This window comes from Alistipes sp. dk3624, assembly GCF_009557455.1.
Lineage (GTDB): Bacteria > Bacteroidota > Bacteroidia > Bacteroidales > Rikenellaceae > Alistipes_A > Alistipes_A hominis.
The window spans coordinates 1890853-1905689 of sequence record NZ_CP045651.1 but is presented as its reverse complement, the minus strand read 5'-3'; the positions used below and the strand labels follow the sequence as shown (position 1 = coordinate 1905689).

General features: G+C 54.8%; 6 protein-coding genes. All 6 read left to right on the top strand.

All coding sequences use genetic code 11. The annotated features are described in order from the left end of the window. The first annotated feature begins 70 nt into the window (after nucleotides 1–70). On the top strand, nucleotides 71–3916 hold the full coding sequence (locus tag GFH31_RS08060) for a two-component regulator propeller domain-containing protein (protein WP_228385742.1): 3846 nt from the start codon (nucleotides 71–73) through the stop codon (nucleotides 3914–3916). A gap of 189 nt (nucleotides 3917–4105) precedes the next feature. Then, nucleotides 4106–5911, top strand: a complete 1806-nt coding sequence (locus tag GFH31_RS08055) for a hypothetical protein (RefSeq protein WP_228385741.1) — start codon at nucleotides 4106–4108, stop codon at nucleotides 5909–5911. Nucleotides 5912–5949: 38 nt separating this feature from the next. Further along, the gene (locus GFH31_RS08050; protein ID WP_118655519.1) at nucleotides 5950–7758 is read left to right on the top strand and encodes a hypothetical protein; all 1809 of its coding nucleotides are present in this window, start codon (nucleotides 5950–5952) and stop codon (nucleotides 7756–7758) included. 27 nt (nucleotides 7759–7785) lie between these two features. After that, a complete protein-coding gene (locus tag GFH31_RS08045) occupies nucleotides 7786–9606 on the top strand; it encodes a hypothetical protein (protein WP_228385740.1) in 1821 nt (606 codons plus the stop codon). Between the two features lie 77 nt (nucleotides 9607–9683). Next, nucleotides 9684–11498 carry a hypothetical protein gene (locus GFH31_RS08040; protein WP_228385739.1) on the top strand — a complete coding sequence of 605 codons (1815 nt, stop codon included), beginning with the start codon at nucleotides 9684–9686 and terminating at the stop codon, nucleotides 11496–11498. A gap of 17 nt (nucleotides 11499–11515) precedes the next feature. Beyond that, nucleotides 11516–14773: a glycosyl hydrolase gene (locus tag GFH31_RS08035; protein ID WP_118655521.1), complete on the top strand. Its 3258-nt coding sequence runs from the start codon at nucleotides 11516–11518 to the stop codon at nucleotides 14771–14773. Nucleotides 14774–14837 lie beyond the last annotated feature (64 nt).

Here is a 14837-nt window from a genome sequence, read left to right as displayed (position 1 = left end):
CGCGCAATTATTCCGGGACGAATCGGCTCCCGAAACGTCTATCCAATCCAGCCGGATCAACAGGTTGCATTTGGACAAAACGGGAAATCTATGGATAGCGACATCCAGGGGATTAAGTAAATACGATCTAACCATCGACAAAATAACACCCTATACCATCAGTAACGGACAAGACGAATACTTCGTAACCGATCTCGCCGAAGATTCCACCGGTAATTTATGGATCGCGACTTACAGCAACGGAATTCTCAAAATGAACCGCACGACGGACATTTTGTCTCCGATGCCCCTCCCGTTCGGCAACCGGGCTTCCCAACGGGCGCATACCCTGTTTATAGACGACTTACAGAATCTATGGATCGGATACTCTACCGGATCGGCGCTCGGCAGATACAACATCGACGACCAGACGGCAGAATTGTACACGCTCCCGGATTATATCGAAATCAACTGCCTGTCCAAATTCGGCGATTCACAGATATGGATAGGAACCGACCAGGGAATACTCGCTTACAGTATCAAAGGAAGGAAACTGACCTCCGTTCCGCCATCCATACGGAAACACCCGGAGCTATCTGCCGCAAAAATAAACAGCATTAAACTGATAGACAAGAATAATTACCTCATCACCTCAACACATTATGCATATAAATATTGCATCAGCACAGGCGAAATAGCCGTCATCCCGGTAAAAAGCGAAAAAAACGATCAAAACAACGACATCACCTGTGCATTGAAAGACAAGCAGGGAAATCTATGGCTCGGGACTTTCGAACAGGGCATCGTCAAAGTCAACGCCGCGGAAAATACGTTCAACCATCCGGAAATATCTTCGGTCACACTGAACGGGAAATCGGTAACCGTCGTTTGCGAAGACAAAAGGTTCGGCCGGATCTGGTTCGGCTCCAAATACGACGGACTCTATTGCTATTCGAAAAACGGTTCCGTAAAAAATCTCACAAAGAACAACCATCCTGCATTGGCTTCAATCCGCAACAACTCGATACGGGCCCTGTTTTGCGACTCTCAAAACAGGATATGGATCAGTACGGGACGTAACCTGATCGTGGGACAGCTCAACGCGTCCGGATTTTCGGAAATTACGACGCTGCAAAATTTCGGGCCGATCACGGCGATCGGACAGGATCTGTCGGGCAATATCTGGGCGGGGGGATTCTCCGGACTTTATTTTTTCGGTCAAAATGTGACGGCCGAGCCTTCGCAGGTCGTAAAAAATGTGACGGTCACCACGATCCAGCCCTATAAAGCCGATCAGATCGTTTACGCCGCCTACGGGCAAAATGTTTTCACGATCGATCACCGCGATTTCGAACCGGAACCGTTGATCCCGGAGGGTCAGTTCGCCAACATGCACGCGTTGAACGCATGTACCGATATCCGCCGATCCGAAAACGGCTCCCTATGGATCGGAAGCTACAACAAAGGGCTGCTCGAATACGATCCGAAAACACGGAAAATCACAAAGTACACCTACACGGAGGGACTTCCGAGCAACGACATCCTGGCCCTGACCGAAGACGGAAACGGACGTATCTGGCTCGCCACCTCCAACGGGCTGTCACGGTTCGATCCCAAAACGAAACGGTTCCGTAATTTCAACGAAACCGACGGACTGAACAACACCCAGTTTTTCGAACGAGCGATGCTGACCGCATCCGACGGGCTGATCTACATCGGTGGAAATTTGGGAACCGACTGTTTCAATCCGAACGACGTCAAGCAAAACGGATACCATCCATCCGTCGTATTGGAAGACATTAAGATTCAGAACCGGAGCGTCACTCCGGGCGGCAAGCACGCTCCGATCGGCAAAAGCATCGCTTACGAGCGGAAGATCACGTTGAACCACTGGCAAAATTCATTCAGTATCGACTACGCAGGCATCGACTACAATTACTCGGACAAACTTCGTTATGCGTATAAACTGGACGGTCTCGATAAAGACTGGGTAGAGGCGGGAAACAACAAGCGGGCCTCTTATGCGAACGTTCCGCCGGGAGAGTACCGGTTCAAACTCAAAGTGCAGAACGGGGACGGGGAATGGAGTCCGGAAACCGGGATCGATATCCGGATAAAAGCTTCCCCATGGCTGACGGGCTGGGCCTACGCCCTGTATATCCTGCTGGTTCTGGCCTTCATTATTACGGTCACCAAGCTGTATTTCAGGACGAAATACAATAAAAAAGCGCTCGCCCTCTCCGAAAAACAGCGACTCCACGAACAGGAGATCAACCAGCAGAAAATCGACTTTTACGGAAACATCTCCCACGAATTACGGACTCCGCTGACCCTGATCAACGGAAACATCGAACTGCTGGCGCATGGCGCGCTGAACGAAGACAACGAGCATAAACTGATAACGACTCTGTCCTACAACTCCAACCGGCTGCTGCGACTGGTCAACCAATTGCTGGATTTCAGCCGGATGGGTAACGAAACGATCCCGTTGCACGTCATGCAAACGGATATCGTGCCGCTCATCCGGAATGTGGCCGGCTCGTTCCGTTTCAGCGCCCATACCAAAGAGATCGATTATTCGCTGCACCTGACGGAAGACTCCCTGCAAATCTACACGGACGAAGACGTGCTCGAAAAAATACTGACCAACCTCGTTTCGAACGCGGTAAAATACACTCCCCGGCAAGGTCGTATTTCGATCGACTTTCGGAAAATCGACCGGAACACTGCGGTCGACCGGTATCCCGAATTTGACGCCCCCGGTTCCGAATGTCTGGAGTTTCGAGTCGTGAACTCCTGCAAAACAATCGATCCGCAGCAATTGGAACACATCTTCGACCGGTTCAGGCGGTTGGAAAATACGGAAAGTACGGAGGAGATTCCGGGAAGCGGCATCGGCCTCCACTACACCAAAATGCTCGTCTGCCGACAGAAAGGATCGATAAAAGCCGTCTTCTCCGAAACGGAAGGTCTGATTATGAGTTTCGTGATCCCAATCGGTAGAGAGGCGTTCCCGGCCGACGAAATTTTCGAACAGCAGACGCCCGGAAACCTTCCTGAAAATACAAAATCCGACGGAGCGGATTTCGACACGCCCGTCGTTCAAACGCCCTCGCCCCCCAAAGGACGCACGATACTGATCGTGGAGGACGACCCGCAGATTCACACGCTGCTGCACGAAATTCTGCACATCGAATACGATCTACTGCACGCCTATAACGGAACGGAAGGCGTCCAGATGGCCAGGGAACAGATGCCGGAAATGATCATCAGCGACATCCGGATGCCCGAAATGGACGGGATCGCCCTGTGTAAAACCATTAAAAACGATCCGCAACTCAGCCATACCATTTTCATCCTGCTGACGGCCAAGAACCGGATCGAAGAGCGGATCGAAGGATACAACTGCGGCGCCGACGCCTATATTAACAAACCGTTCCGCGCCGACCACCTGATTTCGGTCATCCACAGCCAAACGAACAACAGGGACCGGCTGAAAGCCTATTTCAGCGACAAAGGTCTGCACGCCGAGCAGGAGGAACCTTTCGGGGACAACGACCGGATACCGGGAAACCTGCCGGAGATCGACCAACGTTTCATGGAAAAATTGCATTCGTTTATCGACAAAAGCATCGAAAATCCGGATATCAACATCAACGTGATCGCCGTCGAATTGGGTTTCAGCCGAACCAGTTTTTACCGCAAAATGAAAAGCCTAACCGGCCTGGCTCCGAACGATTACGTACGGAATTTCAAAATGAAAAAAGCGGCCAAACTGATCCTCGAAGGAAATCTGAGCATCGCCGAAATTTCCGACCAGACCGGATTCGGCACACAGTCCCATTTCTCGACCGCATTCAAAAAATATTTCGGAGTGAGTCCGAAAGACTACAAAGAGAAATGGAAGGAAGAGCACAAACGATCCCATGCGAAATAATTTGCAAATAAAACGCATAAACCGCCGGGAAAGTCTGAAAAATTTGTTTACTTTGTCTTTATTGAGGTATTTGTAGCTCAAAATATACGTAACAGGACGATTTTTGCCTGCAAACGTAGACCGTTTTCAAGCAGAAAATGTTGTGTTTGCAACAAAAACCAAACCGATCGGGTGTCCAAACGACTGATTATGAAAACCTATCTGCTTTGTGTCACGCTATGCGCGGGAATCTGTCTCGCACTTGCCGGCAACACGGCGGCCCAATCCGTAAACAGCGATTTCTGGGCGGCGACCGATGCGCTCGGACGCAAAGTTCGGGAATACGGGGAAACCGGGGAACGCAAAAAAGATAAGTTCGTCGCCATGTTCTACTGGACGTGGCACATCTACGACATGCCCCCGGGCAGCCAGGTCAACAACACGACCGAGATACTCCGCGAACACCCGGAAGCGATCCGCTCGTTCGACGATCCGGCCTGGAATAATCCGGGCCGGTACTACTGGGAGCAACCCCTTTTCGGATACTATAAAACGACCGACCCGTGGGTGTTGCGTAAACACGCCGAGATGCTGGCCGACGCAGGGATCGACGTCGTTTTTTTCGACTGTACGAACCTGACACTGACCTGGAAAGAATCCTACGACGTACTGATGGAGGTATGGTCCGAAGCGCTAAAAGACGGCGTCAAAGCCCCGAAGATCGCATTCATGCTGCCGTTCGGTTCGCCGGAATACGGCGGCCCGCAGTTGCACATGCTCTACGAAGACATCTATAAACCGGGACGGCACCGGGAACTGTGGTTCGTCTGGAAAGGAAAGCCGTGCATCATGGCACGGCCGGAAGACCTCGGCGATACGCCTGAAGACCGTGAAATCGCCGATTTCTTCACCTTCCGTCCCGGACAGCCCGACTATGTGAACGGCCCGCAGCGAAAAGATAACTGGGGATGGCTGGAGCTCTACCCGCAGAACGGATATGCGCCGCTACCGGAAGGAGGTTACGAAGAAGTGCCCGTCGGAGTGGCCCAAAACGCCTGTTTCGCCAGCGGAGGCCGTTTTTGCTCTTTCAACGAGCCGGAAACTTTCGGGCGGAATTTCAGTATGCTGAAAGGATTCGACCCGCGCGTGGACGGCTATCTGTACGGATGGAATTTCCAGGAGCAGTGGAACCGCGCGCTTGAGCTCGACCCGGAACTGGTGTTCGTCACCGGATGGAACGAATACATCGCCGGCCGGGTCGCCGATTGGCCGCCCCACAGGCCTTATTATATGGGATTCCCCGATCAGTACGACTGGAATTGCAGCCGCGATATCGAGCCGAACGCCGGATGGGGCGACAAAGGAGACGTATATTACCTGCAACTGGTCGACAACGTCCGAAAATTCAAAGGAATGTACAGGCAGGAAAAAGCTTCCGCCCCAAAAACGATCCGGATCGGCCGGGCCGACGGATGGGACGACGTGGCTCCCTACTTCGCATCGTACAAAGGCAATACGATGCACCGGCGGCACAAAGGATACGGAGGAAACGTTTATGAAAATAATTCGGGCCGCAACGACATCGTCGGCGCGAAAGTGGCACGCGACGCCGACAACGTCTACTTCTACGTCGAAACCGCCGACAAACTGACCCCGGCGACCGACCGCAACTGGATGATGCTGCTGATCGACGTCGACCGCGACAAAGCGACCGGATGGAACGGATACGACCTGATCGTCAATCGCACCAGTCCGCACGGAAAAAAAGCCGTGATCGAAAAGAACGTCGGCGGACGATGGGAATGGGAAGCCGTCGGCGAGAGCAAGTTCGCCGTCAACGGCAACAAGCTCGAACTGGCTATCGCAAAGCAACTGATGAACCTCACGGGCGACGACGTCGATATCGAATTCAAATGGAACGACAACATGCAGGAAAACGGCAACATCATGGACTTCTACGTCAACGGAGACACCGCGCCCGGAGGACGGTTCAACTATGTTTATACCACGAAATAACCCATTCAAAATCTAACCCTAATAAAATCCAACAAACCATGAAAAACCTAACTTGCCTCGGACTTCTTCTCGGAATATGCTGCCTATGGGCGGCCGGCGCGCCGGCGCAAACCGTCAACAGCGACTCGTGGGCGGCGACCGACGCGCTCGGACGCAAGGTGCGCGAATACAAGGAAGCCGGCGACAAGAAAAAAGACAAACTCGTAGCGATGTTCTATTGGACGTGGCATACCGACTTCGTCGCGGACGGAGACGGAAAACCGGTACAGAATATCACCGAAACGCTCCGGAAATACCCTGAAGCGGCTTTCGACTACAACCACCCGGCCTGGAAGCACGGAACCTGTTTCTGGGAACAGCCCCTCTTCGGCTACTACCGGACGACCGATCCGTGGGTGCTGCGCAAACACGCCGAAATGCTGGCCGACGCAGGAGTCGACGTCGTATTTTTCGACTGTACGAACGGTTCCTACACCTGGAAATCGTCCTACGATGCGCTGATGAAAGTCTGGGATCAGGCCCAGAAGGACGGCGTGAACGTGCCGAAAATCGCTTTCATGCTGCCGTTCGCCCCGCTTCCTGCTTCGCAGGTATCCATCCGGCAGTTATACAACGATATTTATAAGCGGAAACGCTACGAAAACCTGTGGTTCGTGTGGCAAGGAAAACCCTGTATCATGGCTTATCCCGAATCGTTGTTGGACACTCCCTCGGATCGTGAAATCGCCGAATTTTTCACGTTCCGGCCCGGACAACCCGACTACGTGGACGGCCCGAGCCGCAACGACCAGTGGGGATGGCTCGAAAACTATCCGCAGCACGGTTACGTGAAGGGACCCGACGGCAAATTCGAACTGGTTACTGTCGGAGTCGCGCAAAACGCTACCGCCGAGAACGGAGGACATGCTTACGCGTTCAACGCGCCCAAAGCCTTCGGCCGCAGTTTTTCGATGCAAAAAGGATTCGACCCGCGCGTGGACGGTTACCTGTACGGATGGAATTTTCAGGAACAGTGGAGCCGCGCTTTCGAACTCGACCCGCAGATCGTATTTGTTACCGGATGGAACGAATTCACTGCCGGGCAACACGAGAACTGGCCGCCCAGCAAGCCCCATAAACCGTTCGCATTCCCCGACCAGTACGACTGGAATTGCAGCCGCGACATCGAGCCGAACGCCGGATGGGGCGACAAGGGCGACGTATACTATATGCAACTGATCGACAACGTCCGAAAATTCAAAGGCATGACGCCTCCCGAGAAAGCTTCGGCTCCCAAGACGATCGAGATCGGCAAAGCGGGCGAGTGGGACGACGTGGCGCCCTATTTCGCTTCTTACAAAGGAAATACGATGCACCGGAACCACAAAGGACACGACGACACGCACTATACGAACAACACCGGCCGCAACGACATTGTCGGAGCGAAAGTAGCCCGCGACAAAGACAACCTTTATTTCTACGTCGAAACAGCCGACAAACTGACCCCGTCGACCGACCGCAACTGGATGATGCTGCTGATCGACGTCGACCGCGACAAAGCGACCGGATGGAACGGGTACGACCTGATCGTCAACCGAGTCAGTCCGCACGACGGCCTGGTCGTGATCGAGAAGAACGTCGGGAACCGTTGGGAGTGGGAGAAAGCCGGGGAAAGCCGGTTCGCCGTCAACGGCAACAGTCTCGAATTCGCCGTAACGAAGGCCCTGATGGGACTCTCCGGAAACGGGGTAGACATCGAATTCAAATGGAACGACAACATGCAGGACAACGGCAATATTATGGACTTCTACGTCAACGGAGACACCGCGCCCGGAGGACGGTTCAACTACGTATATACCGCGAAATAAATCTTTGCCCGCAAAACGCCCGACCCTATGAAAACCTCAATCAAAATCGGTCTGTCGCTCGGAATGCTCCTGCTGCTGGCAACGGCGGCGGCAGGACAAGCCGTCAACAGCGATTCGTGGGCCGCGACCGACGCGCTCGGACGCAAAGTTCGCGAATACAAAAATGCCGGCGACAAGAAAAAAGACAAGTTCGTCGGGATCTTCTATCTGACCTGGCACATGGGTCGTAACGACACGACCTCGCAAGTCAAAAACATCACCGAAATCGTCCGGCAGCACCCCGAAGCGATGAAAGATTACAACCATCCGGCCTGGGGAACTTCCAAACCGGGCATCTTCTTCTGGGACGAACCGTTGTTCGGATATTACAAGACGACCGACCCGTGGGTGTTGCGCAAACACGCCGAAATGCTGGCCGACGCCGGAATCGACGTCGTTTTCTGCGACTGCACCAACGGGACGCTGACTTATTCGGATTCGTACGAAGCGCTGATGAAAACCTGGGATCAAGCGCAGAAAGACGGCGTAAAGGTGCCTAAAATCGCCTTTTTACTGCCGTTCGGAGCCGTGCCGAACTCGCTCGTATCGCTCAGGCAACTTTACAACGACGTCTACAAACCGGGGCGTTACGAAAATCTGTGGTTCCGCTGGAAAGGCAAACCGTTGATCATGGCCTATCCGGACAACCTGACCGACTCGCCCGAAGACCGGGCCATCGCCGATTTCTTCACATTCCGCCCCGGGCAGCCCGACTACGTAAACGGCCCGTTCCCGAACCGGAACGACCAGTGGAGTTGGCTCGAAATCTACCCGCAGCACGGCTACGTAAAAGGGCCCGACGGCGGATTCGAGCAGGTCTCGGTCGGTTTGGCCCAAAACACTTCGTTCGCATTCAAAGGACATTGCAACGCATTCAACACGAAAGAGACGTTTGGGCGGAACTTCAGTATGCTGAACGGGTTCGATCCGCGCGTGGACGGATACCTGTACGGATGGAATTTCCAGGAGCAGTGGAACCGCGCCTTCGAACTCGATCCGGAACTGGTGTTCGTCACCGAATGGAACGAATTCATCGCCGGACAATGGCTGCCCGAACACGGATGGGACGGCTTCCCGTTCTCGTTCGTCGATCTGTTCGATTCGAATCACAGCCGCGATATCGAACCGAACAAAAGCTGGGGCGACAAAGGAGATGCCTATTACCTACAGTTGGTCGACAACGTCCGAAAATTCAAGGGGATGACTCCGCCCGAAAAGGCTTCAGCGCCCCAAACGATCAAGATCGGCAAAGCCGACGGATGGGACGGCGTGGCTCCCTACTTCGCATCGTACAAAGGCAACACGATGCACCGGGATCACTACGGTTATTGCGACCGCTACTACACGAACAACACCGGCCGTAACGATATCGTCGGCGCAAAAGTGGCACGCGACGCCGACAACGTCTACTTCTACGTCGAAACCGCCGACAAACTGACCCCGGCGACCGACCGCAACTGGATGATGCTGCTGATCGACGTCGACCGCAACAAAGCGACCGGATGGAACGGATACGACCTGATCGTCAATCGCACCAGTCCGCACGGAAAAAAAGCCGTGATCGAAAAGAACGTCGGCGGACGATGGGAATGGGAGAAAGCGGGGGAGAGCAAGTTCGCCGTCAACGGCAACAAGCTCGAACTGGCTATCGCAAAGCAACTGATGAACCTCACGGGCGACGACGTCGATATCGAATTCAAATGGAACGACAACATGCAGGAAAACGGCAACATCATGGACTTCTACGTCAACGGAGACACCGCGCCCGGAGGACGGTTCAACTATGTTTATACCACAAAACCGAAGTAAGTAAACATTGATAATACAGGATCGACACAGACAAAACAATCACCATCAAAACCTAATTTTAATAAAACCTACAAGAAATGAAATTCTTAACCAAATTTACTGTGGCGCTCGGAACGGTCTGCTTGATCGGCGGAAGCGCTTTCGGACAAACTGTCAACAGCGATTCGTGGGCGGCGACCGACGCGCTCGGACGCAAAGTCAGCGAATACAAGGATGCCGGCGACAAGAAAAAGGACAAGTTCATCGCCATGTTCTACTGGACATGGCATCAAGGCAATGACGACACCACCTATCAGGTGAAGAATATCTCCGAAATCGTCCGCAAATACCCCGAAGCGATGAAGGATTACAACCATCCGGCGTGGGGCGACAAACGTCCGGGCTTTTTCTTCTGGGAACAGCCGTTGCTGGGTTACTACAAAACGACCGACCCCTGGGTATTGCGCAAACACGCCGAAATGCTGGCCGACGCAGGCGTGGACGCCGTATTCTTCGATTGCACGAACGGCAGTCTTACCTGGGAGGATTCGTACGAAGCGTTAATGAAGACCTGGGATCAGGCGCAAAAGGACGGCGTAAACGTGCCGAAGATCGCTTTCATGCTGCCGTTCGGCCCGGCTCCGCACTCGCTGGTATCGCTGCGCCAACTCTACAAAGACGTTTACAAACCGGGGCGTTACGAAAACCTGTGGTTCGTGTGGAAAGGCAAGCCCTGTATCATGGCTTATCCGGACAACCTGACCGATTCGCCCGAAGACCGGGCGATCCGCGACTTCTTCACGTTCCGGCCCGGACAGCCCGATTACGTGGACGGCCCGTTCCCGACGCGCAAAGACCAGTGGAGCTGGCTTGAAATCTATCCGCAGCACGGCTACATAAAAGGGCCCGACGGCGGGTTCGAACAAGTTTCGGTCGGCGTGGCCCAGAACACCTCTCCCGACCGCAAAGGACACTGCGGAGCCTTCAACGTGAAAGACGCTTACGGACGGAATTTCAGCGTACTGAAAGGATTCGACCCGCGCGTGGACGGATATCTGTACGGCTATAACTTCCAAGAACAGTGGAGCCGGGCGTTCGAACTCGACCCGGAACTGGTATTCGTCACCGGATGGAACGAATTCATCGCCGGACAATGGCTACCTGAGCACAGTTGGAACGGCTTCCCGTTCTCGTTCGTCGACCAATACAACTGGAACTGCAGCCGCGATATCGAACCGAACGCCGGATGGGGCGACAAAGGAGACGTATATTACCTGCAACTGGTCGACAACGTGCGTAAATTCAAGGGAATGAACGCTCCTGAAAAAGCTTCGGCCCCCAAGACGGTCAAGATCGGCAAGGCCGACGGATGGGACGACGTGGCTCCCTACTTCGCATCGTACAAAGGCAACACCATGCACCGCGACCACCGCGGACGGTATGACCAGTACTACACCAACAATACCGGCCGCAACGACATCGTCGGAGCGAAAGTGGCACGCGACGCCGACAACGTCTACTTCTACGTCGAAACCGCCGACAAGCTGACCCCGGCGACCGACCGCAACTGGATGATGCTGTTTATCGACGTCGACCGCGACAAAACGACCGGATGGAACGGATACGATTTCATCGTCAATCGCACGAGTCCGCACGGTAAAAAAGCCGTGATCGAAAAAAACGTCGGCGGACGATGGGAATGGGAAGCCGTCGGCGAGAGCAAGTTCGCCGTCAACGGCAACAAGCTCGAACTGGCTATCGCAAAACAACTGATGAACCTCACGGGCGACGACGTCGATATCGAGTTCAAATGGAACGACAACATGCAGGAAAACGGCAACATCATGGACTTCTACGTCAACGGAGACACCGCGCCCGGAGGACGGTTCAACTATGTTTATACCACGAAATAAATCATCCATAAAATTTTATGAAAAAAAATCTTTTTAAACTTTCCGCCTGCGCTTTGGCAGGAGCCGCGCTGGCCGCCTGTTGCGGAACAGGGGCGTCGGGTCCGCAACACGTTTCCCACGAAGCGCTCGCTTCGGGATTCGTAACCCCGCCCGACTCGATCCAAACCAGCGTTTACTGGTATTGGATTTCGAACAACATTTCGAAAGAAGGCGTTATCAAAGACCTCGAGTCGATGAAAAAAGCCGGAATCAACCGCGCGTTCATCGGCAACATCGGCCAGGACGACGTACCCTACGGCAACGTGAAAATGCTCAGCGAAGAGTGGTGGGACATCCTGCACGCCGCGCTGAAAAAAGCGACCGAGCTGGACATCGAAATCGGAATCTTTAACTCTCCGGGCTGGAGTCAGTCCGGCGGCCCGTGGGTAAAAGCCGACCAGGCGATGCGTTATCTCGCTTCGTCGGAAACGCGCGCCAAAGGCCCGCAAAAGTTTAACGCCAAGCTCGTACAGCCGACCGACTCTTTCCAGGACGTACGCGTCATCGCTTACCCGGTGCCGAAAGACGACCAGCTCACGCTGAACGCGTCGAACGGGACGATCACCTCGACGCCGAAAGTGGCCGACCTGACGAAAATCACCGACGGCGACCAGAAAAGCGGAATCGCCATCCCGAAGGGCGGCGAAATTACGATCGACCTGAAAGCCAACGCTCCGTTTACGGCGCGCAGCCTGACCGTAAAACCCACCGAGCACCCGTTGGGCGCACAAGGCGAGTTGCAAGTTAAAGAAGGCGACAACTACCGCACGCTGTCGAAATTCGACATCAACCGCACGAATACCGCGCTGAACGTCGGATTCGACCAATTCGCACCGGTGGTCGTATCGATCCCGGCCACGACCGGAACCGATTTCCGGGTAATCATCAAAGGCGCCAATGCAGGCAGCGGCTTGGCCGAAGTGGCTCTGGCAGCCGCTCCGCGCGTAGAACGCTTCAGCGAAAAGACGCTGGCGAAGATGCACCCGACTCCGCTGCCGTACTGGAAAGACTATCAATGGCCGGTACAGCCCGCTGTGGAAGACGCCGCGCTGATGGTAGATCCCGCGAAGGTACAGGACATCTCGCAATACCTGGCTGCCGACGGCACGCTGACATGGGATGTTCCGGAAGGCGAATGGGTAATCCTGCGCATGGGTATGACTCCGACCGGGACGACCAATTCTCCCGCCGCGCCCGAAGCGACCGGTTATGAAACCGACAAAATGAGCCGCGAACACATCGCCAGTCATTTCGATGCTCACATGGGCGAAATCCTACGCCGCATCCCGGCCGAAGACCGCAAGACGTTCAAAGTCGTGGTGCAGGACAGCTACGAAACCGGCGGACAGAACTTCACGGACGGCATGATCGAAGAGTTCAAGACCCGCTACGGTTACGACCCGACCCCCTACTTGCCGGTATACAACGGCATCGTAGTGGGCAGCGAAGAGGCCTCCGACCGTTTCCTGTGGGACGTGCGCCGGATGATCGCCGACAAGGTCGCTTATGATTATGTGGGCGGTCTGCGCGACGTCAGCCATCAACACGGGCTGCATACCTGGCTCGAAAACTACGGTCACTGGGGCTTCCCCGGCGAATTCCTGATGTACGGCGGCCAGTCCGACGAGATCGGCGGCGAGTTCTGGAGCGAAGGCGAACTGGGCGACATCGAAAACCGCGCCGCTTCGTCCTGCGGCCATATCTACGGCAAGACGAAAATCTCGGCCGAATCGAACACCTGCGCCGGCAATTCGTACGCCCGTTACCCGGGCGTGATCAAACAGCGCGGCGACCGTTTCTTCGCCGAAGGCATCAACAACACGCTGCTGCACGTCTACATCACGCAGCCGGACGACCGGCTCCCGGGCGTCAACGCCTGGTTCGGCAACGAATTCAACCGCCACAACACTTGGTTCTCGCAGATCGACAACTACCTCACGTACCTCAAGCGCGCGAACTTCATGCTGCAACAGGGTCTGAACGTAGCCGACGCAGCCTATTTCATCGGCGAAGACGCTCCGAAGATGACCGGTATCGTCGACCCGGCCCTTCCGACCGGCTACCAGTTCGATTACATGAACGCCGAAGTGATCGAAAAGTACATGGACGTGAAAGACGGTAAGATCACGTTGCCGCACGGTACGCAATACCGCATCCTGGTGCTGCCGAAACTCGAAACGATGCGTCCGGAACTGCTGGCCAAGATCAAAGAACTGATCGAGAAAGGCGCCGTCGTGATGGGCCCGGCCCCAAGCCGCTCGCCGAGCCTGCAGAATCAGCCGGCCGCCGACCAGCAGGTGAAAGCGATGGCCGCCGAAATCTGGGGCGACGTGGACGGCGTGAACGTCAAATCGCGCAAACTGGGCAAAGGCATGATCCTAAACGGCATGACGATGGAAGAAGCCTTCGCCACGATCGACTGCATCCCCGACCTCAACATTCCGGAAGGCGCGCCGGTACACTACGGACACCGCACGCTGGACAATGCCGAAATTTATTTCGTAAGCAACCAGAGCGACGAAACGATCGTCGTTACGCCGGAATTCCGCGTAACCGGTATGCAGCCCGAACTGTGGGCCCCGACCACCGGCGTGATACGCAAACTGCCCGCTTACGAGCAGAAACAGGGCGCTACGGCCGTTCCGCTCGAAATGGCTCCGTACGAAAGCATGTTCATCGTGTTCAAGGACAAAGCGGGTGCCGCTTCGTCGACCGACGTGGCAGCCAACTTCCCGGTTCCGGCCCAGATCGCCGATCTGAAAGGCCCGTGGACGGTCGATTTCGCCGACAAGGTACGCGGCCCGCAAGAACCGGTCGTATTCGAATCGCTGACCGACTGGTCGACCAACGCCGACGACAAGATCAAATATTACTCCGGTACGGCCACCTATAAGACCAACTTCAAACTGGACAAAGCCCCGACCGACGAGAACATCCTGATCAACCTGAACGACTTCGTGGCCATGGCCCGCGTGAAGGTCAACGGACAGGATGCCGGCGGCGTATGGACGGCTCCGTATGAACTGGACATCACCGACTTTGTCAAAGAAGGCGACAACGAACTGGAAATCGAAGTGGTAAACACTTGGGTGAATCGCCTGATCGGCGACCAAAAACTGCCCGAAGCACAACGCACGACATGGACGCCGTGCAGCCCGTGGACAGCGGATTCCCCGCTGCAAAAGGCAGGTTTGATGGGCCCCGTCGTTATCGAGAGCGTTACCTACGAAAAATAGACGGAACACTGCCGGATAATCGTTTCCGGAATTAAAAACCGGGTCGGACTGAAGTCCGACCCGA